Source organism: Hahella sp. NS-SX17 (genome assembly GCF_057367735.1).
On sequence record NZ_CM170632.1, the window covers coordinates 5159208 to 5184409 of the forward strand.

23 protein-coding genes and 4 tRNA genes are annotated in these 25202 nt (G+C 49.9%); 5 read left to right on the forward strand and 22 right to left on the reverse strand.

Features of this window, described 5'->3' with window-relative positions; all coding sequences use genetic code 11:
• Positions 1–73: 73 nt before the first annotated feature.
• The 8 genes from lon to AC2IBB_RS22990 all read right to left on the reverse strand — a co-directional run bounded on the left by lon (position 74) and on the right by AC2IBB_RS22990 (position 6771).
• The gene (gene lon, locus AC2IBB_RS22955) at positions 74–2506 is read right to left on the reverse strand and encodes an endopeptidase La (RefSeq protein WP_486329062.1); all 2433 of its coding nucleotides are present in this window, start codon (positions 2504–2506) and stop codon (positions 74–76) included.
• A 213-nt stretch (positions 2507–2719) separates the two neighbouring features.
• A complete protein-coding gene (gene clpX, locus AC2IBB_RS22960) occupies positions 2720–4003 on the reverse strand; it encodes an ATP-dependent Clp protease ATP-binding subunit ClpX (RefSeq protein WP_486333992.1) in 1284 nt (427 codons plus the stop codon).
• 77 nt (positions 4004–4080) lie between these two features.
• Positions 4081–4695: an ATP-dependent Clp endopeptidase proteolytic subunit ClpP gene (gene clpP, locus AC2IBB_RS22965; protein ID WP_486333993.1), complete on the reverse strand. Its 615-nt coding sequence runs from the start codon at positions 4693–4695 to the stop codon at positions 4081–4083.
• Positions 4696–4830: 135 nt separating this feature from the next.
• Positions 4831–6171: a trigger factor gene (gene tig / locus AC2IBB_RS22970; protein ID WP_486329063.1), complete on the reverse strand. Its 1341-nt coding sequence runs from the start codon at positions 6169–6171 to the stop codon at positions 4831–4833.
• Between the two features lie 118 nt (positions 6172–6289).
• A tRNA-Leu gene (locus AC2IBB_RS22975) sits at positions 6290–6374 on the reverse strand.
• A gap of 68 nt (positions 6375–6442) precedes the next feature.
• A tRNA-His gene (locus tag AC2IBB_RS22980) sits at positions 6443–6518 on the reverse strand.
• A 39-nt stretch (positions 6519–6557) separates the two neighbouring features.
• Positions 6558–6634 (reverse strand) — tRNA-Arg (locus AC2IBB_RS22985).
• A 60-nt stretch (positions 6635–6694) separates the two neighbouring features.
• Positions 6695–6771: transfer RNA gene (locus tag AC2IBB_RS22990), tRNA-Pro, on the reverse strand.
• Between the two features lie 294 nt (positions 6772–7065).
• On the opposite strand from AC2IBB_RS22990, the gene folD reads away from it, so the two are divergent.
• Entirely contained in the window at positions 7066–7950 is an 885-nt protein-coding gene (gene folD / locus AC2IBB_RS22995; RefSeq protein WP_486329064.1) for a bifunctional methylenetetrahydrofolate dehydrogenase/methenyltetrahydrofolate cyclohydrolase FolD, read from the forward strand.
• 101 nt (positions 7951–8051) lie between these two features.
• Here folD and cysS read toward each other — a convergent pair whose 3' ends face one another.
• Both cysS and AC2IBB_RS23005 read right to left on the reverse strand, forming a co-directional pair.
• The gene (gene cysS / locus AC2IBB_RS23000; RefSeq protein ID WP_486329065.1) at positions 8052–9455 is read right to left on the reverse strand and encodes a cysteine--tRNA ligase; all 1404 of its coding nucleotides are present in this window, start codon (positions 9453–9455) and stop codon (positions 8052–8054) included.
• Positions 9456–9508: 53 nt separating this feature from the next.
• Positions 9509–11197: a glutamine--tRNA ligase/YqeY domain fusion protein gene (locus tag AC2IBB_RS23005; protein ID WP_486329066.1), complete on the reverse strand. Its 1689-nt coding sequence runs from the start codon at positions 11195–11197 to the stop codon at positions 9509–9511.
• A gap of 219 nt (positions 11198–11416) precedes the next feature.
• On the opposite strand from AC2IBB_RS23005, the gene AC2IBB_RS23010 reads away from it, so the two are divergent.
• Entirely contained in the window at positions 11417–11911 is a 495-nt protein-coding gene (locus tag AC2IBB_RS23010; RefSeq protein WP_486329067.1) for a peptidylprolyl isomerase, read from the forward strand.
• Between the two features lie 3 nt (positions 11912–11914).
• Positions 11915–12649 carry a UDP-2,3-diacylglucosamine diphosphatase gene (locus tag AC2IBB_RS23015; protein WP_486329068.1) on the forward strand — a complete coding sequence of 245 codons (735 nt, stop codon included), beginning with the start codon at positions 11915–11917 and terminating at the stop codon, positions 12647–12649.
• Between the two features lie 27 nt (positions 12650–12676).
• On the opposite strand, the gene AC2IBB_RS23020 is transcribed toward AC2IBB_RS23015, so the two are convergent.
• Complete coding sequence (locus tag AC2IBB_RS23020) at positions 12677–13285, reverse strand: MiaE family protein (protein WP_486329069.1); 609 nt, start codon at positions 13283–13285, stop codon at positions 12677–12679.
• Positions 13286–13623: 338 nt separating this feature from the next.
• Here AC2IBB_RS23020 and acnB point away from each other — a divergent pair, with 338 nt between their 5' ends.
• Entirely contained in the window at positions 13624–16194 is a 2571-nt protein-coding gene (acnB, locus tag AC2IBB_RS23025) for a bifunctional aconitate hydratase 2/2-methylisocitrate dehydratase (RefSeq protein WP_486329070.1), read from the forward strand.
• Positions 16195–16247: 53 nt separating this feature from the next.
• On the opposite strand, the gene tmk is transcribed toward acnB, so the two are convergent.
• The 9 genes from tmk to AC2IBB_RS23070 all read right to left on the reverse strand — a co-directional run bounded on the left by tmk (position 16248) and on the right by AC2IBB_RS23070 (position 22728).
• Positions 16248–16874, reverse strand: a complete 627-nt coding sequence (gene tmk, locus AC2IBB_RS23030) for a dTMP kinase (RefSeq protein ID WP_486333994.1) — start codon at positions 16872–16874, stop codon at positions 16248–16250.
• Positions 16875–16930: 56 nt separating this feature from the next.
• Complete coding sequence (gene mltG, locus AC2IBB_RS23035; RefSeq protein ID WP_486329071.1) at positions 16931–18010, reverse strand: endolytic transglycosylase MltG; 1080 nt, start codon at positions 18008–18010, stop codon at positions 16931–16933.
• Positions 17961–18782, reverse strand: a complete 822-nt coding sequence (gene pabC / locus AC2IBB_RS23040; RefSeq protein ID WP_486329072.1) for an aminodeoxychorismate lyase — start codon at positions 18780–18782, stop codon at positions 17961–17963. The genes mltG and pabC overlap by 50 nt, the downstream gene beginning before the upstream one ends.
• A 96-nt stretch (positions 18783–18878) precedes the next feature.
• Positions 18879–19112 carry an acyl carrier protein gene (gene acpP, locus AC2IBB_RS23045; RefSeq protein WP_011396045.1) on the reverse strand — a complete coding sequence of 78 codons (234 nt, stop codon included), beginning with the start codon at positions 19110–19112 and terminating at the stop codon, positions 18879–18881.
• A gap of 113 nt (positions 19113–19225) precedes the next feature.
• The gene (fabG, locus tag AC2IBB_RS23050; RefSeq protein WP_486329073.1) at positions 19226–19957 is read right to left on the reverse strand and encodes a 3-oxoacyl-ACP reductase FabG; all 732 of its coding nucleotides are present in this window, start codon (positions 19955–19957) and stop codon (positions 19226–19228) included.
• A 13-nt stretch (positions 19958–19970) separates the two neighbouring features.
• A complete protein-coding gene (gene fabD / locus AC2IBB_RS23055; protein WP_486329074.1) occupies positions 19971–20888 on the reverse strand; it encodes an ACP S-malonyltransferase in 918 nt (305 codons plus the stop codon).
• A 72-nt stretch (positions 20889–20960) separates the two neighbouring features.
• Positions 20961–21968: a phosphate acyltransferase PlsX gene (gene plsX / locus AC2IBB_RS23060; RefSeq protein WP_486329075.1), complete on the reverse strand. Its 1008-nt coding sequence runs from the start codon at positions 21966–21968 to the stop codon at positions 20961–20963.
• A gap of 11 nt (positions 21969–21979) precedes the next feature.
• Positions 21980–22159, reverse strand: coding sequence for a 50S ribosomal protein L32 (gene rpmF, locus AC2IBB_RS23065; protein ID WP_011396041.1), 180 nt, complete (start codon positions 22157–22159; stop codon positions 21980–21982).
• Between the two features lie 47 nt (positions 22160–22206).
• Positions 22207–22728 carry a YceD family protein gene (locus AC2IBB_RS23070; protein WP_486329076.1) on the reverse strand — a complete coding sequence of 174 codons (522 nt, stop codon included), beginning with the start codon at positions 22726–22728 and terminating at the stop codon, positions 22207–22209.
• 126 nt (positions 22729–22854) lie between these two features.
• Here AC2IBB_RS23070 and AC2IBB_RS23075 point away from each other — a divergent pair, with 126 nt between their 5' ends.
• Entirely contained in the window at positions 22855–23451 is a 597-nt protein-coding gene (locus AC2IBB_RS23075; RefSeq protein WP_486329077.1) for a Maf family protein, read from the forward strand.
• A 56-nt stretch (positions 23452–23507) separates the two neighbouring features.
• Here AC2IBB_RS23075 and sppA read toward each other — a convergent pair whose 3' ends face one another.
• Both sppA and AC2IBB_RS23085 read right to left on the reverse strand, forming a co-directional pair.
• Entirely contained in the window at positions 23508–24497 is a 990-nt protein-coding gene (gene sppA, locus AC2IBB_RS23080) for a signal peptide peptidase SppA (protein WP_486329078.1), read from the reverse strand.
• Between the two features lie 60 nt (positions 24498–24557).
• A complete protein-coding gene (locus AC2IBB_RS23085) occupies positions 24558–25199 on the reverse strand; it encodes an HAD family hydrolase (protein ID WP_486329079.1) in 642 nt (213 codons plus the stop codon).
• Positions 25200–25202: the final 3 nt, after the last annotated feature.

Below are 25202 nucleotides of genomic sequence, written 5' to 3' on the forward strand. Positions count from 1 at the left end.
CTTGTGGGACGCTGCCTGACAACGCGATCATTTATACCAACACGGATAAAAGCGTGTCAAGCAGCTTCTTCCACTAGTGCGTATTTATACGGTCCGCCCCATCAGAAGTTTCATCACCTTTATTAATGGAGCTTTTATCTTTTTCCGATACGCCCCCTTCAGCACTAGATAACCTACTTGCAAAGTCATCCCCCAGTGCAATATTCCAAACTTCATCTATCCATGTAACTGGAATGATCTCCAGTTCATTTTTGATGTTATCTGGAATCTCCTTTAAGTCACGAACATTTTCCTGCGGTATCACCACCGTCTTAATACCGCCACGGTGCGCGGCCAGCAATTTCTCTTTGAGTCCGCCAATAGCCAGGACCTCACCTCGCAAGGTAATCTCGCCCGTCATCGCAACGTTAGCCTTAACTGGCGCATTGGTCAAACTCGATACCAGCGCAGTACACATGCCAATACCTGCGCTAGGCCCGTCCTTCGGCGTCGCGCCTTCGGGAACGTGCACGTGAATATCGTTCTTTTCATGGAAGTCAGACGCTATACCCAACACATGAGAGCGCCCTCTCACCACAGTCAGAGCAGCTTGAATAGATTCTTGCATAACGTCGCCAAGAGAACCTGTTTTCACCACCTTGCCCTTACCTGGCACAGAGGTGCATTCAATTGTCAACAGTTCACCGCCGACCTGGGTCCAGGCCAAACCAGTAACTTGCCCCACCCGATCCTGAGACGAGGCTTTACCATAGTTGAACTTGCGAACGCCAAGATAGTCTTCAAGATTTTCTTCAGTAATGGGGCGAGCCTCGCCCTTTTTACCTTTTAGCAATACATTTTCTTTAACTACTTTACGACAGATTTTCGCAATCTCCCGCTCCAATCCTCGCACGCCCGCTTCTTTGGTGTAGTAACGTATGACGGTTCGAATGGCCAGCTCATCCATTTCCATCTCGCCCTCCTGCAAACCATTATTCACCATTTGCTTGGGCAGCAGATACTTCTGAGCAATATTGACCTTCTCGTCTTCCGTATAGCCAGGAATACGTATGATCTCCATACGATCCAGCAAAGCGGGTGGAATATTCATTGTGTTCGAAGTACAGACAAACATGACCTCAGACAAGTCGTAGTCCACTTCCAGATAATGATCGTTAAAGGTGTGATTTTGCTCTGGATCCAACACCTCCAACAAAGCCGACGCAGGATCTCCGCGATGATCCATTCCCATCTTATCGATCTCATCGAACAGGAATAATGGATTCTTCACGCTGACTTTCGCCAATTTCTGCAGCAACTTACCCGGCAACGAGCCAATATAAGTACGACGGTGGCCGCGAATTTCGGCTTCATCGCGCACACCGCCAAGCGCCATACGAACATACTTACGGTTAGTCGCCTTGGCGACAGACTGCCCCAGTGAAGTCTTACCAACCCCAGGAGGCCCAACCAGACAAAGCACAGGGCCTTTCATCTTTTTGACCCGGCTCTGCACCGCCAAATACTCAAGTATTCGCTCTTTGACCTCATCCAAACCGTAATGGTCTTCGTTCAAAATCTTACGCGCCGCATCCAAGTCGTGCTTAACCCGACTGCGCTTTTTCCAGGGAATATTCACCATCCAGTCGATGTAGCTACGCACAACCGTCGCTTCAGCGGACATCGGCGACATCATCTTCAACTTGCTTAGCTCAGACTCCGCTTTCTTGCGAGCCTCTTCAGGCATACCTGCTGACAGGATACGCTTCTCAAGCTGTTCCAACTCATTACCGCCATCTCCCAGATCACCCATTTCCTTCTGAATGGCCTTCATCTGCTCATTAAGGTAATACTCGCGCTGACTTTTCTCCATCTGCTTTTTAACGCGACCGCGAATGCGCTGCTCCACCTGAAGAATATCAATTTCATTCTCCAGACGCTGCATCAACGCTTCAACCCGCGCCTTAACATCCACAACTTCCAGCAGCTCCTGCTTGGACTCAAGCTTAAGCTCCAAGTGTGCAGCAATGGTATCGGCCAAACGACCGGGCTCGGCGATATTACTTAATGAGTCAGATAACTCATTGGGTATTTTCTTACTCAGCTTTACATATTGCTCAAATTGAGAAAGCAAAGAACGAGTCAATACATCCGCAGAGCGCTCAGACAGAATCGGCTCCGGCAGCTCACTGACTTTCGCGCTGAGGTATTCATCATTCTCAACTCTGTCAATGTGAGCGCGGTAATTGCCTTCGACCAGCACTTTCACAGTGCCGTCAGGAAGTTTGAGCATCTGCAGAATGGTTGATACTGTGCCGATGCCATAAATTTCAGATTGCCCAGGATCTTCGTCAGCAGGGTCACGCTGCGCTACCAGCAGGATTTCCTTATTGCCTTCCGTTGCTTCCTCGAGAGCTTTAATAGACTTAGCTCTACCGACAAACAAAGGGATCACCATATGCGGGAAAACAACTACATCACGCAATGGCAGTAAAGGGATTACGATAGGTGATGAACCCTCAACCATATAACACCTCAGAACTTAGTGGCGCTTCGAACATGCGCCGTATGCTGGTCACTATATCTTTCACTTGATATAGATGATGGGGACAATGACTGCAAAATACAAACGCAGGATGATTACAAGATAGGAATATTTTAGAAAAAAGGGGCTTAACGCCCCTTTTTTTACAAAAACCTTCAAAAACAGGCGGTAATTTAACCATTACCGCGATAGAAGCTACTCGTCAGCAGCCAGCTTGGCCTGTTCGCTGTTTTTGTAGATTTTGATTGGCTCTGACTCGCCAGCGATGACACCTTCGTCAATCACGACCTTACAAACATCCTGTTCTGAAGGAATATCGTACATGGTCTTCAGCAGTACTTGTTCCAGGATAGAGCGCAGGCCTCTCGCACCGGTCTTACGCTCCATTGCCTTTTTAGCAATAGAACGCAAAGCGTCTTCCCGGAAGTCAACTTCGACGCTCTCCATTTCAAACAGTTTGGAGTATTGCTTAGTCAGCGCGTTACGAGGTTGAGTTAGAATCTGAATCAGAGCAGCTTCATCCAACTCATCCAAGGTCGCAATAACGGGCAAGCGACCGACAAATTCTGGAATTAGGCCAAATTTGATCAAGTCTTCGGTCTCTACATCTTTTAATGTTTCGCCAACCGACTTGGAGCTCATCTGGCTTTTAACTACTGCTGAGAACCCAATGCTGCCCTTCTCTGCGCGATCCCGGATAATCTTTTCCAGGCCAGCGAACGCCCCACCGCAAATGAAAAGGATATTCGACGTATCCACTTGCAGAAACTCCTGCTGCGGATGCTTGCGACCACCTTGTGGCGGCACCGACGCCACGGTCCCCTCTATCAGCTTCAACAGAGCTTGCTGAACACCTTCGCCCGACACATCGCGCGTGATGGAAGGATTGTCGGATTTGCGCGAAATCTTGTCGATTTCATCAATATAAACGATACCCTTCTGCGCTTTTTCTACGTCGTAGTCGCACTTTTGCAGCAGTTTCTGAATGATATTTTCAACGTCTTCACCGACATAACCAGCTTCAGTCAAAGTTGTGGCGTCAGCGATGGTAAACGGCACATTCAGCAATCTCGCCAGCGTTTCAGCCAGCAGCGTCTTACCGCTTCCGGTGGGGCCAATCAGCAATATATTACTCTTGCCTAATTCGACTTCACCTTTTTTATCTTCGTAACGCAGTCGTTTGTAATGGTTGTAAACCGCAACAGCCAACGCAAGCTTGGCTCGGGTCTGACCGATTACATAGTCATCCAACGTTTCCTTGATTTCGTGAGGTGTGGGCAACCTGTCGCTGCTGTCACTGGTGGTCGCTTCTTGAATCTCTTCGCGGATAATGTCGTTGCACAGATCAACGCACTCATCGCAAATAAATACAGACGGCCCGGCGATCAGCTTGCGAACCTCATGTTGGCTTTTCCCGCAAAAGGAGCAGTACAGCAACTTTCCGCTGTCTTCGCCCTTTCCGCTTCTTTCATCAGCCATCAAACTACCCCTAAATTAATTCAATATATGCAAGACGGGTTTAGTTAGTCTTACGTATTTACCATACACCAAGTATGCTAACCAACCACCCGTTTATCAAGCACGGAGTCTATCAGACCATAATTTTTGGCCATCTCCGCATCCATGAACTTATCCCGATCAGTGTCACGAGCAATCGTTTCAATATCTTGCCCTGTATGCTTGGACAGGATGTTGTTCAGCTTCTCGCGCAGCAACAGAATTTCTTTTGCATGTATCTCAATATCAGAAGCCTGCCCTTGAAGACCACCCAGCAACGGCTGGTGAATCATGACGCGTGAGTGCGGCAAGCAGTAGCGCTTTTCAGCGGCGCCGCCACTTAGTAGCAAGGCCCCCATACTAGCCGCCTGTCCAATACACATCGTAGAAACGTCCGGCTTAATAAATTGCATAGTGTCGTATATTGACAGCCCGGCAGTCACAGAGCCGCCGGGCGAATTGATGTAGAGATGAATGTCTTTGTCCGGGTTCTCCGACTCCAGGAACAACAACTGCGCCACAACCAGGTTAGCCATATGATCTTCAACCTGGCCGACCAGGAAAATGATCCGCTCCTTCAACAGCCTTGAGTATATATCGTAGGATCTTTCGCCCCGCGCCGTTTGCTCAACCACCATAGGCACCAGAGCATTGGCGATCTCTAATTTATTCATCATTGTTGCGTTGTCGTCGCGAGCCATTTTTATCAGAACTCCATTGCTTTCTATAAAAGACAAACAGCCGGGCATTACCGGCTGTTTGTCATTCTAGCTTAATTTGCTGGCTTTTTTAGCGCAAGACCGCGTTTTTTATTCCGCGCTTTGCTCAGCATCATCCGCTTCTGCAGCAGGAGCCACTCTGGGCTTAACTGCGTCTTCGTATGATACGGTTTTGGTTTCGATCTTCGCTTTGCTTTCCACGAAGTCCACTACCACATCCTCCAGCACAACTGACTGCATCTGAGCCTTCTGCTCTGGATTGCTCATATACCAGCTAACAACTTGCTCCGGCTCTTGATAGCTAGACGCCAATTCGCGAATCTTCGCTTCAATCTGCTCTTCGGTTGCTTCAAGTGCGTTATCTTTTACCACTTGGGCAAATAGCAAACCAGTCTTAACACGTTTGACAGCTTGATCTTTGAACAGTTCCGCAGGAAGCTGCGAAGCCTTCATTTGACCGCCACCAAAACGCTGGGCGGCATCTTCGCGCATTCTGTTAATCTCGGAATCAACGAGAGCTGAAGGCACTTCAAATTCGCTCAAGCCCAGCAACTGATCAACCACCTGCTGTTTAACTTTGTTTGCGATTGCAAATTTTGCTTCACGCTCCATGTTCTTACGAATTTCTACTTTGAAGGCCTCTTCTCCGCCTTCCTGCACACCATACTGTGCGAAAAATTCATCATTGACTTCAGGCAACTCAGAACGCTCAACCTTGCTCACTTTCACTTCAAACTGAGCCGGTTTACCTTTCAGGTTTTCTGCGTGGTAGTCTTCAGGAAAAGTCAGATCCAGCGTTTTTTCATCGCCAGCTTTCAAACCCACCAAGCCGTCTTCAAAGCCAGGAATCATGCGCTTGGAGCCAATAACGATCTGTGCGCTCTCCGCAGAACCGCCTTCGAACACCTCACCATCAACCATACCCTTGAAGTCGATAGTCAAACGGTCGCCTTCAGCAGCTGCGTCTTCGCTGTCTTTCCATACAGAAGACTGCTCACGCAGCTTTTTGATCATGCCATCAACATCTGCATCGACAATTTCAAACTCTTCCTTCTCTACGCTGATAGAGGAAAGGTCGCCAATAGCTACTTCAGGGTAAATTTCGAAAGTGGCGATAAATTCCAAGTCTTCGCCGTCTTCGATTTTCTTAGGTTCAAACTTGGGATAGCCAGCGGGGTTCAGGTCTTCTTTCTGGAGGGCTTCAACATAAGCGTCGCGCATCATTTCGCCAATAACTTCCTGGCGAACGCCCTCTCCGTAGCGCTTCTTGACCACGCTCATCGGTACTTTGCCGGGACGGAAACCATTCATGCGGACAGTACGAGCAGTTTTCTGCAAACGCTTCTCTACTTCCGAGTTAACTTGAGTTGCCGGCACACCAATTGTCATTCGACGCTCGATAGAAGAGGTCGACTCTAGCGAAACTTGCATGATAATCCTCGATTCTGATACGCAACTTAAAAAAGTGGAGGCAAATATTACGGAGCCCCGACTGCTTTAGCAAGTAGAGAATACAAACAAGGAGCTTCGCAATTATTAAAAATTAACATGGTGCGAAAGGAGAGACTCGAACTCTCACATCTTTCGATACTGGAACCTAAATCCAGCGCGTCTACCAGTTCCGCCACTTTCGCACTATAAGAGGTAGTTTTGCTGCAAAACACATCAAAACTTTTTAACAAGCCCTAAAGCTTGAGAGGAATGGGGTGGACGAAGGGGATCGAACCCTCGACCGCAGGAATCACAATCCTGAGCTCTACCGACTGAGCTACGTCCACCACAAATGCTTCGCTACCTAAGGCCACCAATTTAAAGCATGGCGCGCCCGGCAGGACTCGAACCTGCAACCCTCGGCTTAGAAGGCCGATGCTCTATCCGGTTGAGCTACGGGCGCTCTATATTCGCGAATCCTTGCGAACTACCACCTTAGGCCGTGATTACTCACCAAGTAAAGTGGTCGGGGTAGAGAGATTCGAACTCCCGACATCCTGCTCCCAAAGCAGGCGCGCTACCAGACTGCGCTATACCCCGCTCTTAGTGAGACCAGGCGTCTCAGCGAAAGCTGGCGCGAATAATACTCGCGGCGCCCACCATCGTCAACCATCAATTTGAAAATACTTAAAATATTTTCCCAACACGGGTATTTTAAGCAGGGGCGCCCATAAATGCATATAAATAAAAGAAGCATCCATGGAGACACCCCTAGCCAGCAGACTGAAACAAATCAACCAAGACCACCACGATCAGCCCTGACACATTACATTAAACAATTGAGCTATAGCGCCATTTCAGTAAAATGTGGGCCCCTATTCCCATCAGTTGGCCATGACTATGACTCACGCCCAGAACAACCATCACGCTAGGCTGATCGACGGCAAGCAGGTCGCCGCGGACGTTCGTAAAAATGTTGCTGAAGGCGTAAAAGCCCGTACCGACAGCGGCTTGCGCGCCCCCGGTCTCGCCGTTGTATTGGTGGGAGAGGATCCCGCCTCCCAAGTTTATGTGAAGAACAAAACCAAGGCTTGTGAGGAAGTCGGCTTTCTCTCCCAAAAATACGCCCTGGAAGAGAACACGACGGAGCAGGAGCTACTCCAGCTGATCGACACTCTTAACGAGGACAACGCCATAGATGGCATACTTGTCCAACTACCCCTCCCCGCGCACATGGATGCTGACAATATATTGGAGCGCATCAAGCCAGACAAAGACGTCGATGGCTTCCATCCCTACAACCTTGGCCGACTGGCGCAGCGCATGCCCGTACTGCGCCCCTGCACCCCGAAAGGCATCATGACGTTACTGGCCCGTACCGGCGTTGAACTACGAGGCAAAGATGCTTTAGTGGTCGGCGCCTCCAATATTGTCGGACGCCCCATGGGATTGGAGTTATTACTGGCGGGCTGCACAGTCACCATTACTCACCGCTTTACGGTCAATCTTCCAGCTAAAGTGAGCCAGTCTGATATTGTTGTCGTCGCAGTAGGACGCCCTGGTATTGTAAAAGGCGAATGGATAAAGCCCGGCGCCATCGTGATCGATGTAGGCATCAACCGCAAGGATGACGGCGCGCTAGTTGGAGACGTCGAGTTTGATGAAGCTGCGGAGCGCGCCAGCTGGATCACACCAGTACCTGGAGGCGTTGGCCCCATGACAGTCGCCACGCTCATGGAGAACACGCTTTACGCCGCCAACCACCTGCACAAAGATTAACTCCTACCTCACAGCAGCCAATCACTTAGCAGACTCCATATAGAGAAAAGCCCCGGTTACTCACATAAATAACCGGGGCTTTTTACATTTAAACGGCCGAGCTAAGCTCTCTGCCAGGTCGTACCCTCACGCGAGTCGTTAAGCAGTACGCCTTTATCCTTAAGCAAATCTCTAATACGGTCAGATTCAGCAAAGTCCTTATTGGCGCGAGCTGCATTGCGCCGAGCAATATAGTCTTCGATTTCGGCCACACTCAAACCACCAAACTCTTCATTCTCTCCCTGCATCAGGGATTCAGGGTTAGCTTGAAGCAGACCAAGCACCTCAGCCAGATCAATCATGCCTTTCGCCAACGATAACGCCTTGGCGCGATCTTCCTTTTTCGCTACGTTTACTGCTTTCGCCAAATCAAACAGCACGGCCACGGCTGAAGAAGTATTAAAGTCATCATCCATCGCTTGATTGAAGCGCTCTCGATACTCTCCAATCAGGGACTCATCCACTGAAACAGCACCCAACTCCCCATAGAGTTCACGAATGGTATTGTACAATCGCTCCAGCCCACTCCGCGCCTCATTCAAAGCGAGATCAGAATAATCAATCGCACTCCGATAATGACTGGAGACAATGAAGTACCGTACAACTTCCGCCGGATACCTATCCAGGATCTCTCGAATTGTGAAGAAGTTACCCAAGGACTTGGACATCTTCCGCTTATCCACTCTTACGGGACCAGCATGCATCCAATAATTAACATACTTACATCCTGTAGCGGCTTCCGACTGTGCTATTTCGTTTTCATGGTGCGGAAACTTAAGGTCTGGCCCCCCGCCATGGATATCAAAGGTATCGCCCAAGCATTGCGTAGACATCGCAGAGCACTCAATATGCCAGCCAGGACGCCCCTCACCCCATGGCGAACTCCATGACAGCTCACCCGGCTTCGCCGCCTTCCACAGCACAAAATCCGCAGGGCTGCGCTTCTCCGCATCCACTTCAACTCTGGCTCCAGCGCGAATTTCATCCAGCTTCTGCTTACTGAGTTTACCGTAATCCGCAAACTGCTCTACGGCGTAGTAAACATCGCCATTGGACGCATGGTAGGCATACCCTTTATCCATGAGCCGCTGAATCATGGCGATAATTTCACCAATGTGCCCCGTCGCACGAGGCTCCGCAGAAGGAGACAGCACGCCTAACGCGCGCTCATCTTCATGCATGGCGTCGATAAAACGAGCCGTCAGCGCATCAACAGACTCCCCGTTATCACGCGCCCGATTCAGAATCTTGTCATCGACGTCGGTAATGTTGCGCACATAATTAACGTCATAGCCTTTGGCGCGCAGGTAACGGGTAATAATGTCAAAACACACCAGGACCCGGGCATGCCCAAGGTGACAGTAGTCATATACAGTCATTCCGCAAACATAAATACCGACCTTACCGGCCTGAATGGGTTTAAACTCTTCTTTTTGCTGAGAAAGGCTACTGTATATCTTCAACACGACCTATTAGTCCTAATGTTACCGTTAACGTTGCTTCCGGCGGAAAGGCGAAGTTATTCGCCCTTCGCCTCAATTTTCGCCCAGGTGTCACGAAGTGTGACTGTGCGATTAAACACCAGGTCACCCTGAGCCGCCTTGATTGGGTCAAGGTAGAAATACCCCTCCCTCTCAAACTGATATGGAATTTCAGAACCCGCCTGACGCAGACTCGCCTCCGCCTTGGCTCCGCTCAAGACAACCAAGGACTCTGGATTCAGGAATTCAGTAAACTCCACCTCTTTTTGGGCGTCTGGGCTTTCATGATTGAAAAGGCGGTCATAAAGCCGCACTTCCACATCTACTGACCGCTCTGCAGCGACCCAGTGAATAACGCCCTTAACTTTGCGTCCTTCCGGGTCTTTACCCAGCGTGTCGGGATCATAGACACAGCGCAACTCAATAGGTTCACCCGCCTCGTTCTTGATTACTTCGTCGCAACGAATCACGTAGGCGTTACGCAAGCGCACTTCTTTCCCTAACACTAAACGCTTGAAGTGCTTATTGGCGGATTCCCGAAAATCCTCCTGATCAATATAAAGTTCTTTCGCAAATGGCACTGTGCGAGTACCCATGGATTCATTTTGAGGGTGCGCCGGCGCAACCAACTCCTCAACTTGCCCTTCGGGATAGTTGGTAATCACCACTTTCAATGGGTGCAACACGCACATTGCTCTTGGCGCACGCTCATTCAGATCTTCACGGATCGCGAACTCCAACATGGCCACATCGACCACGCCTTCACTACGCGTCACACCGATTGCATTACAAAAGCTACGAATTGAGCGTGGCGTATAGCCGCGACGACGCAGACCTGCAAGGGTTGGCATGCGCGGGTCATCCCAGCCTTCAACAAACTTTTCATCCACCAGTTTTTTCAGCTTACGCTTACTAGTGACGGTATAGTTCAGATTTAAGCGTGCGAATTCAATTTGCTGAGGATGACAATCAATGCTGATGTTATCCAACACCCAGTCATACAGGGGGCGATGGTCTTCAAACTCCAGTGTGCATAGAGAATGTGTTATCCCTTCCAGGGCGTCTGAGATCGGGTGAGTGTAGTCGTACATCGGGTATACGCACCACTTGTCACCAGTCTGATGATGATGAGCGCGACGAATTCGATACAAAATCGGATCGCGCATATTGATATTGGGCGACGCCATATCGATCTTCGCGCGCAACACGTGCGCCCCATCCGCGAACTCGCCTTTCGCCATACGATGAAACAGGTTCAGATTTTCCTCAACACTTCGGTCGCGGTATGGGCTCGGCTTACCCGGCTCTTTCAAAGAGCCGCGATAAGCCGTCATTTCTTCTGGAGTCAGACTGCACACATAGGCTTTGCCTTTGCTGATCAGTTCAATCGCATACTCAAACAATTGATCAAAGTATGAAGACGCATGTCTAATCGGCTCTTCCCACTCACACCCCAACCATTTAACGTCAGCAGTAATTGAGTCAATGTATTCCTGACTCTCTTTTTCAGGGTTCGTGTCATCAAAGCGCAAATTGCAACGACCATTGGCGAAAGTTTCAGCAACGCCAAAATTTAGGCATATGGACTTTGCATGACCGATATGGAGATATCCATTCGGCTCCGGTGGAAAACGGGTATGCACTTTGCCGCCATGCTTGTTCGCAGCCAGATCCTTATCAATGATCTGGGTAATAAAGTTGGGCTTTATGGCCTCGCCTTCACTCATAAAAATGCTTTCTCTACCATCAATGTTTATTGCGCTTAAGGCTGATTCTCAGCCCTGCAAAAAGAATTCGCTTTCGGTGTTCCCTGATTATACGCACAGGGGATAAACCGGTAATTATAGGGAAACTTTACTTTTGTCGCAGCGCAAATTACTGAAATGGTCACTGCTTTTTGGCTAAAATGACGTTTTAACCGTTCAAAAGCCTTAAAAGGTAACTACATGATTCTTTTGCAGACAAACTTCGGTGACATCAAAATCGAGCTCGACTACGAAAATGCGCCGGTTACAGCAAAAAACTTCGAGCAATATGTCCGCGACGGCTTTTACGACGGCACTATATTTCACCGCGTCATCTCCAATTTCATGATTCAGGGCGGCGGCTTTGAGCCGGGACTTACCCCCAAGCAAGCCCGCGCACCGATCAAAAATGAGGCCAACAATGGGCTCAGCAACATGACAGGCGCCGTCGCCATGGCCCGCACCATGGACCCTCATTCCGCCAGCGCTCAGTTTTTTATTAACGTAGCGGATAATGGGTTCCTGGACTTCACATCAGAAACCACTGAAGGCTGGGGTTACGCAGTATTTGGCAAAGTCGTCGAAGGCATGGACGTCGTCAATCAAATCAAATCCGTCGCCACCACTTATAAAGGCGCGCACCAAGACGTTCCAGCCGAAGATGTGATTATCACTTCCGCCACCATCGTCGAATAAATCATGCCAACGCTGTTTATTTCCGATCTACATCTGGAAGTGGAAAAACCGGAACTCACCCGGTTTTTCTTTAATTTTCTGGACAAAATAGCTCCGAATGCAGACGCTCTGTATATACTCGGAGACTTCTTCGAGGTCTGGGTAGGTGATGACGAGCAGTCCCCTCTGCAAGTAGAGGTGGCGCAACGGCTTCACAGACTGGCGGAAGCCGGAACTTGCATCTATCTCATGCATGGCAATCGCGACTTCCTCATTGGCGACACCTATGCCAAGCAATGTGGCGCCACCCTGCTGGAAGAGCCTCATTCCCTTGATCTGTATGGAGTCCCGTCATTACTTATGCATGGCGACTCGCTTTGCACTTTGGACGCCGCCTACCAGAAGGCTCGCGCCACATTTCGCAACCCAGCCTTTCAGTCGCAGTTTCTTTCACGCCCCCTGGATCAACGCCAATTAACGGCTCGCCAAATGCGGCAGATCAGCATGGCGAAGAACCAAGGAAAAGCGGAAGAAATTATGGATGTCGCGCCGGACGAGGTAATAAGCGCCTTCAACACTTATAAAATTGAGCTGTTGATTCACGGCCACACACATCGTCCCGACACACATCGTTATAACCTACCCCAAGGGGAAGTAAAGCGCATTGTTCTGGGCGACTGGGGAGACGAAACTTGGTATGGCAGAGCGGACGCAGATGGCTTCCAATTGCTGAACCTAAAAGCCGAGGATATAGCCTGACGCAAGCAGCGTCAGGCTCTCAACACTTTAAGAGGGAACGCCGCTATGGAAGCGAAACTCCGAATCAGGCGAACGAATCAGATCCGCCTCCACCTCACGAACATAAGCAACCCTGTCCGTTATATCGACAGGTGAACGCTCTTTAGCCAATTTTAGATAGTTTCTGTAATGACGTCCTTCCGACTCAAGCAAGCCTCGATAAAAAGCGGCCAACTCTTCATCCAAATATGGAATTAATTGAGCGAATCGCTCACAGGAACGCGCTTCTATAAACGCCCCAATGATCAGCATATCCACCAGTCTGTGCGGCTCGCCTTTACGAACGCAATCACGCAACGCAGAAGCATAACGAGACGCCGTCTGCTTACGGTCAGACACTTTTCGGCCCTGCATGATTTTCACTACCTGCTCATAGTGGCGCAGCTCTTCACGCGCAAGCTTCGACATCCGCGTCGACAACTCAATATCCTCGGGGTATCTGAACATCAATTGCAATGCTGAAGAGGCCGCCTTCTTCTCACACTGCGCATGATCCACCAGCAATAACGGTAGTTCCGCTGCAGCTTTACGCAACCATGCCTCGGGCGTTTCACAGCCTAAAAAGCTAACGATATCTTCAGGAGCCGATACAGACATATCCACTAGAGTTTCCGCACTAAAAGTCAAAATTGATCATCAAAATGTGAGCCGGGCAGTATACCAGAAATTCTCATATCCCCGCCCACCCGGCTCACCAACAACACCATTTTCTATAAGCCGCTCCCCCTCCTACATTCACGAAAGTTTATTACGACCAATGGCTACATTTTTCAAATTTATATCGACTATCAACCGGGCTGATAGGGCGTTTGCTTAACTTTGCACTATCATTGGCATAGAATATTGCGTCTCTATATATGGAGCGAAGTAACCTCTCGCCCAATCAAAAACACCGCCCCATAAGGGCGGATACAGGAAATGATGAGGGTTCTACCGTGCTAGAAGCATATCGTAAACACGTTGAAGAACGAGCCGAACTAGGCGTCCCACCCAAGCCGCTTAACGCAGAGCAAATGGCAGGGTTGGTGGAGCTACTGAAAGCCCCCCCAGCCGGTGAGGAAGAAACGCTAGTAGACTTGTTGGAAAATCGCGTGCCCCCCGGCGTAGATGAAGCGGCATACGTTAAAGCCGGCTTCCTCACCGCCATCGTTAAAGGCGAAGCCCAATCCCCCCTGATCTCCAAGGAAAAAGCCGTTCAGTTATTAGGCATGATGCAGGGTGGCTATAACATCTCCACACTGGTTGAACTGCTGGATGACGCCTCTCTTGGACAACTTGTCGCAGAACAACTGAAATCTACGCTCCTGGTTTTCGATACTTTCCACGACATCAAAGAAAAAGCGGACGCAGGCAACGCCAACGCAAAAGCAGTCATGGACTCCTGGGCCAACGCAGAATGGTTCCTGCAAAAGCCTGAAGTGCCCAAGAGCATTGTCGCCACTGTTTTCAAAGTAACAGGCGAAACCAACACCGACGACCTTTCTCCTGCGCCTGACGCATGGTCGCGCCCGGACATCCCCCTGCATGCTAAAGCGATGTACAAAATGCCTCGCGAAGGCATTACCAATGCCGAGCAGCAGATTGAAGAACTGAAGAAGAAAGGCCACGAAGTCGCTTTTGTCGGCGACGTAGTGGGCACAGGCTCCTCCAGAAAGTCCGCCACCAACTCCGTACTTTGGTACATTGGCCGCGACATGCCGGGCGTACCCAACAAGCGCACTGGCGGTATTTGTATTGGCGGAAAAATCGCTCCTATCTTCTTCAACACCATGGAAGATGCCGGCGCTCTGCCTTTTGAATGCGACGTATCCCAAATGAACATGGGCGACGTCATCGAAATCCTGCCCTTCGAAGGCAAGGTCAAGAATCACGAAACCGGCGAAGTCATCGGCGAATTCGAACTGAAATCAGACGTATTGCTGGACGAAGTTCGCGCAGGCGGACGCATCCCTCTGATTATCGGCCGCGGCTTGACCGACAAAGCTCGCGAAGCGATGGGCCTGGAGCCATCCAACGTATTCCGCCGCCCGCAAGCCGCCAACGATTCCGGCAAAGGCTTCACTCTGGCCCAGAAAATGGTCGGAAAAGCATGCGGCGTCGAAGGCGTACGCCCTGGCCAATACTGCGAACCTCGCATGACCACTGTCGGCTCCCAGGACACCACCGGCCCGATGACTCGCGACGAACTGAAAGACTTGGCGTGCCTAGGCTTCTCCGCTGACCTGGTTATGCAGTCATTCTGTCACACCGCCGCTTATCCCAAGCCGGTTGACGTAGAAATGCAACACTCTCTGCCAGACTTCATCATGAACCGCGGCGGCGTGGCGTTGCGTCCTGGCGACGGCATCATTCACAGCTGGCTGAACCGCATGCTGCTGCCAGACACTGTCGGTACCGGCGGCGACTCTCACACCCGCTTCCCCATGGGCATCTCTTTCCCTGCAGGTTCAGGTCTGGTCGCTTTCGCCGCAGCCACTGGCGTCATGCCTTTGGATATGCCTGAATCAGTACTGGTTCGCTTCAAGGGGAAAATGCAGTCCGGCATTACTCTGCGCGATCTGGTTCACGCCATCCCCTATTACGCGATTCAGCAAGGCCTGCTGACCGTTGAAAAGAAAGGGAAGAAAAACATCTTCTCTGGTCGTGTACTGGAAATCGAAGGCCTGGAAACCCTGACTGTCGAGCAAGCGTTCGAGCTTTCCGACGCATCGGCGGAGCGCTCCGCTGCGGGCTGCACCATCACCCTGTCTGAAGATTCTGTCGCCGAATACCTGCGCTCCAACATTGTTATGTTGCGCTGGATGATCGCTGAAGGCTACGGAGACGTCCGCACCATCGAGCGCCGGGCCAAAGCCATGGAAGAATGGCTGGCCAACCCAAGCCTGATGCGCGCTGACTCCGACGCCGAATACGCAGCGGTTATCGAAATCGATATGGACGAAATCAAAGAGCCTATCGTTTGCTGTCCGAACGATCCAGACGACGCCAAGAAGCTGTCTGACGTAGCAGGCGATAAAGTTGATGAAGTCTTCATCGGCTCTTGCATGACAAACATTGGCCACTTCCGCGCTGCTGGCAAACTGCTGGAGCAAAACAAAGACGCGCTGAAAACCCGATTCTGGATGTCTCCGCCCACCAAAATGGATCAGGCGCAGCTGATGGAAGAAGGTTACTACAACATTTACGGACGCAATGGCGTTCGCACAGAAATGCCAGGCTGCTCACTCTGCATGGGCAACCAGGCTCGCGTAGCTCCTGGCGTAACCGTACTGTCTACATCCACTCGTAACTTCCCCAACCGTTTGGGCGACGGCGCCAATGTCTACCTAACTTCCGCAGAACTGGCGGCGGTCGGGGCAGTATTGGGCCGCCTCCCTTCCGTTGAAGAGTACATGGACTATGCGAAAAATATCGACAGCATGGCTGGCGACATTTACCGCTACCTGAACTTCGACAAGATGGATGCATATACCGAAAAAGCAGCCAACGCGAAAGCCGAAGCATAAAATAAAACGCCCCGCAGATGCGGGGCGTTTCTTTATCTCTTACCACTTAAGGTTTAAGCACGCAGCTTTACCATCAAACCCTTAGCAATCGCCGCCTGCACTTCCTCTAAAGGCTGTTGCGCGTCCACAACCAAAAAGCGCTCTGGATCTTCAGCCACTCTCTTCATATAACCATCCTGAACCCGAGAATAGAATCCCAGCTTCTCTTGCTCAAAACGATCCAAAGCACCACGCTTTCTCGCCCTCGCAATACCCGCCTCAGGATCAATGCGCAACAGCAAAGTAAGATCCGGTTTGAAACCCGCCTGCACTATTTGTTCAAGGTCTTGAATCATTTTCCAAGACAAACCCCGCCCCCCACCTTGATATGCATAGGTCGCATCGGTAAACCGGTCGCTGAGCACATGAACACCCCGCTCAATCGCAGGGCGAATCTTTTGTTCCAAGTGCTGAGCCCGTGCGGAAAACATAAGCAGCAGCTCAGCTGCAGGCGATACGACCTCTTCACGAGGTCGCAACAATAACTCCCTGACCTCTTCCGCCATCGGCGTACCGCCCGGCTCGCGAGTCATTACCACCTCGTCTCCACCCTCCTCTAAAATAGAGCGAATGAAGTTGAGATTCGTAGTTTTACCCGCCCCTTCGATACCCTCAACAGTTATAAACAAGCCTTTTTTCAACTTTTTCCCATCCAAATTTATCCGCACCTAAGCCCAATGTAGCACGCCCCTCTTAATCACTGCGTTGAGCGATAATCTTCTCTCCGGCGTAACTGGTACTTCCTAACTGCCCGCACATGCGCTTCATGAGTCTTGGAAAACTCATGCGTACCATCTCCACGAGCGACAAAGTACAGGTCCCCCGTTTTTTCTGGATGCAACGCGGCATGGATGGAGGCGCGCCCCGGCATAGCGATTGGCGTCGGAGGCAGCCCTTTAATCACATAGGTGTTATACGCTGTCGCTTCACGCAAATCTTTCCGACGCAGATTTCCTTCATAACTTTCTCCCATACCATATATCACTGTCGGGTCCGTCTGCAGACGCATCCCCTTTTCCAACCTCAAAGTGAATACGCCAGAAATTCTACCTCGTTCAGAATCAACACTGGTTTCTTTCTCCACAATTGACGCTAAAGTCAGCGCTTCATAAGGAGTTGCAGCAACACTCCAAGCACTCTTACGAGACCATTCATCCTCTAGAATGCGGACCATTCGGCGATGCGCCGTCGTTAGCAAGTCGATATCTCGAGTTCCTTTCTTATAAAAGTACGTATCTGGAAACAGGAGACCTTCCGCATGCGGATAACTCATGCCGAGCAGCTTGGCGAGCTGCGTCGGGTCCCGGGTATCAATCGTATTCTCCAGCTTCGGATGATTGTTCAGCTCTCGCAGGACATCCCGCAAATTCCAGCCTTCAATAATCGTAAGCGCATAACTCAAAGTGTCGCCTGAGGTCAGCAAAACAAGCAGCTCGATTGTGCTTTTACCTGGCTCAAACAGATATTCCCCGGCCACCAACTGCTTGTCTTTTCCACTAAGTCGGCCATACCAATAAAACCATTCAGCGCTATCGAGCACCCCTTCCTCGACTAGTCTATCAGCGACTTTACGCAAAGAGTCGCCTCGCCGAACCTCTATAGTGGAAACAGCCCCCACAGATAAAGGCTGCGACAATAAATAACGCCCATAATAGTACACGCCAGCGACAGACGCCGATGCAAGAAGGAATACGACCAGAAAGGACTTGAGAACGAGTTTTCTCAAACTAAAACGGGGCTTTTTTGTGGACTTTTTCTTGGAGTTCTTTGATGACACAGTCAAACTTCAGTAATTTACCATCTAATTGATTAACCGGAATAACTCCCATCACGCTATTGACCAAAGCCATCCCCTTGATTTTTTTTAATTCCGCCCGAGTAATGTCAGCAGTATCAATACACAGCCCCAACTCAGAAGCGCTGCTAAGGATATACTGTCTCAGCACTCCCTTCACCCCTGCATGCTCCAAACCAGGGGTAAATATACGCTCTCCATCCCAGAGAAAAACATTCGTCCGAGTCCCTTCAATCAAACGCCCAACGCTGTCAAACATAAGCCCCTCAAAGGCTCTACCGTCAAGCTCAACCGACGCCACCACCTGCTCAAGGCGATTGAGATGCTTAAGACCCGCATAAACCCCATACTCTATGGCTCGCGCATTTAATGTCAATACACCAACTCCACAAGCCTGAAACGTAGCGACTTCTGGTGCAGCGAACACACCAAGTATCTCAGTGGGCTCCTGTTTTAGTGGCGGCGCATACCCTCTTCCACCACACCCACGAGTAACGACGATCTTTAACACGCATCTTGAGCCAACCTCTTCGGCCGTCAAGAGTTCATTCAAACGCGTCAACAAAGAAGCGCCATCCACCTCATAAGGTATTCGCAGTTGTTCACATCCCATCCGCAAACGGGCCAGATGCTCATCCCAAAGTAACGGGCGATGGTCTACAACCAAGACGGTCTCAAAAAGCCCATCTCCATATGCCAGCCCTCGATCAGCGATCGATATATGATCCGCCTTTTCGCCATTTACCAGATACAAGCATCAACCCCAAAAAACACAAACCCTGAAAGCAAAAAACCGCCCGCAAGGTCTACCTGCGAGCGGTTCTTTGGCTTGGTCTGAGAAGGTTACTTCTTATTGATTAGCCAAGATGTAGTCGATAGCGTCTTGAACAGTTGTGATCTTCTCTGCTTCTTCGTCTGGGATTTCGGTCTCGAATTCTTCTTCAAGCGCCATTACCAGCTCTACAGTATCCAGAGAGTCAGCACCGAGATCTTCAACGAACTTGGAAGTCAGTTGAACGTCGCCTTCTTTAACTCCCAACTGCTCACAAACAATCTTCTTAACGCGCTCTTCGACAGTACTCATAATTTCCTCACTCTTATTTCATAACCAAGCACTTAATCGCGTGCTAGTCTAGTTGAACCCTATTTAATTAATCAAGCTAAAGTTCACCCACCGCATAGCGCGGCAGCGCAAACTTAACCCATATACATGCCGCCGTTTACGTGGATGGTCTCACCGGTAATATAGCCAGCGGCGTCAGAAACTAAAAATGAAGCCACTTCAGCAATTTCAGATGGCTTGCCAAGACGCTGTAAAGGAATAGCGCCCAGCAAGGCCTCTTTCTGGGCCTCAGGCAATTCGCTGGTCATATCCGTCTCGATAAAACCAGGCGCAATCGCATTAACCGTAATCCCCCTAGCGCCGATTTCTTTTGCCAGTGAGCGTGTAAACCCTTCAATCCCTGCTTTGGCGGCGGCATAGTTAACCTGCCCACCATTCCCCATTGAGGCAACCACGGAGCTGATGTTAATAATTCTACCCCAACGCGCCTTCATCATGCTTTTAACTACCAGCTTGCTCATGCGAAAAACCGAACTCAAGTTAGTCTGCACCACTTGATCCCAGTCCTCATCTTTCATGCGCATGATCAGGGTATCCCGGGTAATGCCTGCATTATTAATCAACACAGCCGGAGCGCCAAATTCTTCTTCAATTGACCTGAGGCACCGGGCAATGGATTCATCTGAAGCCACGTCCAGCACTTTGCCCACCCCCTTACCGATAGCGCTCAGGCGCTCAGTAATCGCCGCCGCGCCCGATTCAGAGGTGGCCGTACCAATTGTGATATAACCCGCTTTCGCCAACGAGTCCGCGATGGCGCTGCCGATACCTCTGGAAGCACCAGTCACCAAGGCTACTTTATCCATTATGGGAGTCCTTCTATAACGCGTTCCAGACTTCTGCGTCTGATAGCGATTGAATGGAAGCGGCGCGATCAATCTTCTTAACCAGACCCGCCAAGACCTTGCCTGGACCGCACTCTATATAGCTGTCCACGCCCTTCTCGCTTATATGTTGAACGCTCTGCGTCCACAACACAGGAGAAAATAATTGTTTGATCAGATTGTCCTTGAGCTCAGCAAGATCATCAACAGACCTCGCCCCCACGTTCTGGACAACAGGTATAGACGGCTTGTTAAACGCCATAGAGCCGATATGCTCCGCCAATTGCTCCGCGGCCGGCCTCATCAGCGCACAATGGGACGGCACGCTTACAGCCAACTTCAATGCACGCTTCGCACCCTTCTCCTTAAGCGCCACAATAGCCCTTTCTACAGCAGACTCCGTTCCAGCTATAACCACTTGTCCTGGGCAGTTGAAATTCACAGCTTCAACGCACTCTCCGGCAGCCGCTTCGCGACAACCATCAATCACGGCTTGGTCATCCAACCCCAAAATCGCCGCCATCGCCGTGGCCTGCCCTTCAACAGACTTCTGCATAAGCTGGCCACGCAATTGAACCAGCTTCACGCCCTCTTGCAGCCCAATGACGCCAGCGGCGACCAAGGCGCTATATTCACCAAGACTGTGACCAGCCATAAAAGCAACGGAAGGATTCACTTTCTGCTGATATAGTCGCCATAAGGCGACACTAGCAGTCAGAATAGCGGGTTGCGTAATTTCGGTTTTATTGAGTTGATCTTCGGGTCCGTTTTGAGTCAAAGACCAGAGGTCATAACCCAAAGCGTCGGACGCCTCCTGAAATGTTTCGGCAATTGATGGAAACGCCTGATTGAGATCAGATAACATCCCAATACTTTGCGACCCTTGCCCCGGAAATAAGATAGCAATGTTCATCGGCTTAGAATACTCAAATACAGTTAAACGGAGTAATTAGATCAAAGTTGTATTACAACTTGCATCAGAGCGTCATATAAGCTCATCAAGACGGGCGTTTATCATTTCCGGAACACCCTTCTGAGCCTCAAAAATAGCCTGCTCCAAGGCACTCAGAAAACCAATTTCCCGAGCATTACCATGACTCTTAATCACTGTCGCCTGAAGCCCAATTAGACTTGCACCATTATGACGAGAAGGATCCACCAGGTCGCGCAGCTTACGCAGCATAGGTAAAGCCAGATACCCAACCAGGCGACTATACCAATTCCGGTCAAATACCCCTTTGACCATACCAATCACCAACTCCACCACGCCTTCGCCAGCTTTCAAAGCGACATTACCGACAAAACCGTCACACACCACCACATCAGCAATGGTTTTAAATATATCCCCACCTTCCACATAGCCAATGTAGTTAACCGATTCACACTCCGCCAGCATACGCGAAGCCAGCCGCACCTGCTCATTCCCCTTGATTTCCTCTTCTCCCACATTCAGAAGCGCCACCCTCGGCTCAGGCCTGCCTTCCAGCGCCTCAACCAAAGCAGACCCCATAAGGGCGAACTGGTACAAATGCTCAGCTGTACAATCAACATTAGCGCCCAAATCCAATACGTAGCAGCGATTTTTAGGCGACGGGATGCGCTTCACAATGGCGGGACGATCCACCCCAGGATGCGTTTTCAGAATGGATCTGGCCAACAACATCAAGGCCCCCGTATTACCCGCACTCACACAGGCATGAGCAGCCTTTTGCCGTACCAATGATAGCGCCACAGCCATAGAAGACTGTTGCTTTTTCCTAAGCGCATGACTGGGGCGATCATCCATCCGGACAACATCGGGAGCATGAACAATTGAGATACGGGGAGAGGTAGGCTGATTGCGAAGCAAGCTTCTTAGCTCTGCTTCATCGCCAACCAAAATCAAACTTACGAAGGGATTTTTTTTGATACATTTTAATGCAGCAGGAATCACGATGGAGGGACCGAAGTCCCCACTCATCGTATCGACCGCAACTGTTATATTGCGTTCCAAGACAGGGCTTCTTAGTCCTGAGAAACCTCAACTACTTTCTTACCACGATAGAATCCATCTGGAGTAACGTGATGACGACGATGCTTTTCGCCAGTAGTCGGATCGATGGACAACGCCGCTGAAGACAATGCATCATGCGAACGACGCATGCCGCGACGTGAACGGGATTTACGATTCTGTTGAACAGCCATTGCAATTCTCCTGAGCTAGCTCTTTCGCTAAAACTAATAAAACAGGTCTACTTTTTTAACAGGTCGCCCAGCACCGAGAAAGGATTATCAACCTTTGTCTCGGACGCCTGCCCCTTAATTTCGTTTAACTCACCGCTACAGTGCTCATCTTCATGATAGGCGAACATGGGCAAACTCAGCAGCAGTTCATCTTCAATTGCCTGGAGCAGGTTAACCTCGCTCCCTTCCATAAGGACTGGCTCATAGGAACGCGGTAACTGATCTAACTCAGATTCGGAACCTAAAAAGACGAAGGTAGTTTCGCCATTAATTTTCAGCCCAACCTCACCCAAACAGCGCTGGCAGATTAATCTCGCCAAAGTGGAATATGCGATATACGCCACTCTAGAGCCCTGCTCATCACGCTTAAAACGAGCCGACGCTTCAACCTGATCACACTCAGTTGCGCCACCCGCTAGCTGATCTGCGTACCTGGGGAGTTCTTTAGCCAAAATAATCCCTTCAAGTGTGAGTTCTTTCTCACACATTTTGTAGGGATCTACCAATTCCGGAATACCAGGCTTTTTCATAAGCGCGCAATTCTAGTGATGCGCCCAAACAAAGTCAAAGAGATGATTGCAAAATCACGGAATTAAAGCGATAAAAGAGCCACAAAACGACTATTCGCCCTGAGCCACAAAGCTTAAACTCTAAAAATGACGAACAAAAACACACCTCCTTCTATTATATTAGGCTCAACCTCTCCTTATCGGGCCGCACTACTACAAAAACTAAACCTAAGCTTCCAACAAGCCGCCCCATGCTTTGACGAAAGCTTGGCGCCAGACAGCCACCCCAAAGATATAGCCATCAACTTCGCGAAAGAAAAAGCAGAGAGTCTCCGCAAACAGTTTCCAGGCCACTTAATAATTGGTTCCGATCAAACAGCCGCACTTGACGGACAGTTACTCAGGAAGCCAGGCGACAAAGCCAACGCCATCAAACAATTGACCGCCTGCTCCGGCAAGTCAGTGACCTTTTATAGTGGGATAGCGCTGATAAACACCAAACTCAACACCATAAGAACATGTGTTGACTGGCAAACCGTTTATTTCAGAGAGTTATCCAAAGAGGAAATCGAGCGCTACCTTGAACTCGAAAAACCTTACGACTGCGTCGGCAGCTTCAAAGTCGAAGGCTTGGGGATTAGCTTATTTGAAAAAATAGAAGGAAAAGACCCCAACACACTCATTGGCCTCCCCCTAATCGACCTGATCACCCTACTCAAAAAAGAAGGGTTACGCATACCGTAACCCTTCTTTACATTGCAGCACTTACTTAAATTCAGGCAAAGCGCCCGACCAAAACGTTAATGAAGCTGAGGCCCTGAGCCCAACACCGCTTGAGCCACACCTTTACCAACACTTACACCCAGCTTCCCAAGCAATTCATCAAATGGGTTGCGCTTCGGTGTATAGTTAATAAGCTTCTCCGCTTTCACAACCTCTCTGGCAACATAACCAGAGCTACCTAAACCATCGATCAATCCTAGCCCCAGAGCCTGCTCGCCACTCCAAATCATTCCGGAATATAGCAACGGATTATCTTTATGAATGCGATCGCCCCGACCTTTCTCAACCTGATCAATAAACTGCTTATGAGTAGTATTCAACACACCCTGCCACAGTTCGCGCTCTTCCTCTTTTACTGGCACAAAGGGGTCCAAAAAGGACTTGTGCTCACCTGCAGTAAAGATTCGCCGCTCGACACCCAACTTATCCATCGCATCAACAAACCCAAAGCCGGATGCGGTCACACCAATAGACCCCACAAGACTCGCTTTATCAGCATAAATTTCATCCGCTGCAGCGGCGATGTAATAAGCTCCGCTGGCGCCAATATCCATAATCACCGCGTACACTTTCTTATTTGGATGCTCGCCTTTTAGACGCCCAATCTCATCATAAACATAGCCTGCCTGTACCGGGCTTCCACCAGGGCTATTGATCCGCAAGATAACAGCCTTAGCAGTTTCCTCTTTAAAAGCCTCCCGCAATGCAGAAACTATAGCATCAGCATTAGCCTCCTCCGAAGCCGCAATCACCCCATTAACCTCAATAACCGCCGTATGAGGCTCCGTGCGCGCAGCAACATTTTTACTTATGCCAGGACTGAGGGCGATCACAATAAAAAACAGGTACAAAAAGGTCAGCGACTTAAAAAAGATCCCCCAACGACGGGCCTTGCGCTGCTCGTTGAGAGAGCTCATCACCATTTTTTCAATTAGACGCCATTCTTTCTGACTTCCTGGCTGCCCAGAGGACTCCCGCACCGCTTTATCTTCAGAATTTTCAAACATATTCGTTTTTACACACCTGCTAGCTTGGTCTTAACATCCATACTCACAACTACAAGGCCATTACAGGAACAACTCCTGCAATTCAGCCATATTATTCACGACCGCTACCGGCTGATATTTTTGCAACCGGGAAACTTGGTGAGCGCCATGAGATATCGCTATACGATCCATCCCCAATCGCATAGCCATCTCCATGTCGTACTCTGTATCTCCAACCATCACCGCTTCATGTGGCGGCAGCGAAAACTCTTCCAACAATTCCTGCAACATGAGCGGGTCCGGCTTGGAACGAGTTTCGTCTGCACACCTGACAGCATCGAAATACGAACACATCTCCATTGCTTTGAGCGCCCTATCCATACCACGCCGACTCTTACCTGTCGCAATCGCAGTCAGATATTTGACCTTACGTAAGTCACCCAGCATATCGACAACCCCCGGATACAGGTCGCTCCGAGTTATTTCAGCCAATAGAAATTGCGTTGAGTACGCATCTTTAAAGCCATCAACAAACACCTTATCTTCAATGCCAAACAACTCAACAATCGCCTCAGACAAGCCAAGCCCAATTATATTTCTGGCCGCCTCTCTTCCCGGGAAAGGCGTCTGCATTTTTTTGCTGGCAGCCTCCAGGCAGTCCACAATGTGCGAAGTGGAGTCAGCCAACGTTCCATCCCAGTCAAAAATCAACAACTTATACATATG

Excerpts from the sequence above, each read along its gene's own strand:
- lon (WP_486329062.1), bottom strand. The coding sequence starts at position 2,506 with ATGGTTGAGGGTTCATCACCTATCGTAATCCCTTTACTGCCATTGCGT.
- clpX (WP_486333992.1), bottom strand. The coding sequence starts at position 4,003 with ATGGCTGATGAAAGAAGCGGAAAGGGCGAAGACAGCGGAAAGTTGCTG.
- clpP (WP_486333993.1), bottom strand. The coding sequence starts at position 4,695 with ATGAATAAATTAGAGATCGCCAATGCTCTGGTGCCTATGGTGGTTGAG.
- tig (WP_486329063.1), bottom strand. The coding sequence starts at position 6,171 with ATGCAAGTTTCGCTAGAGTCGACCTCTTCTATCGAGCGTCGAATGACA.
- folD (WP_486329064.1), top strand. The coding sequence starts at position 7,066 with ATGACTATGACTCACGCCCAGAACAACCATCACGCTAGGCTGATCGAC.
- AC2IBB_RS23005 (WP_486329066.1), bottom strand. The coding sequence starts at position 11,197 with ATGAGTGAAGGCGAGGCCATAAAGCCCAACTTTATTACCCAGATCATT.
- AC2IBB_RS23010 (WP_486329067.1), top strand. The coding sequence starts at position 11,417 with ATGATTCTTTTGCAGACAAACTTCGGTGACATCAAAATCGAGCTCGAC.
- AC2IBB_RS23015 (WP_486329068.1), top strand. The coding sequence starts at position 11,915 with ATGCCAACGCTGTTTATTTCCGATCTACATCTGGAAGTGGAAAAACCG.
- AC2IBB_RS23020 (WP_486329069.1), bottom strand. The coding sequence starts at position 13,285 with ATGTCTGTATCGGCTCCTGAAGATATCGTTAGCTTTTTAGGCTGTGAA.
- acpP (WP_011396045.1), bottom strand. The coding sequence starts at position 19,112 with ATGAGTACTGTCGAAGAGCGCGTTAAGAAGATTGTTTGTGAGCAGTTG.
- fabG (WP_486329073.1), bottom strand. The coding sequence starts at position 19,957 with ATGGATAAAGTAGCCTTGGTGACTGGTGCTTCCAGAGGTATCGGCAGC.
- fabD (WP_486329074.1), bottom strand. The coding sequence starts at position 20,888 with ATGAACATTGCTATCTTATTTCCGGGGCAAGGGTCGCAAAGTATTGGG.
- rpmF (WP_011396041.1), bottom strand. The coding sequence starts at position 22,159 with ATGGCTGTTCAACAGAATCGTAAATCCCGTTCACGTCGCGGCATGCGT.
- AC2IBB_RS23070 (WP_486329076.1), bottom strand. The coding sequence starts at position 22,728 with ATGAAAAAGCCTGGTATTCCGGAATTGGTAGATCCCTACAAAATGTGT.
- AC2IBB_RS23075 (WP_486329077.1), top strand. The coding sequence starts at position 22,855 with ATGACGAACAAAAACACACCTCCTTCTATTATATTAGGCTCAACCTCT.
- sppA (WP_486329078.1), bottom strand. The coding sequence starts at position 24,497 with ATGTTTGAAAATTCTGAAGATAAAGCGGTGCGGGAGTCCTCTGGGCAG.
- AC2IBB_RS23085 (WP_486329079.1), bottom strand. The coding sequence starts at position 25,199 with ATGTATAAGTTGTTGATTTTTGACTGGGATGGAACGTTGGCTGACTCC.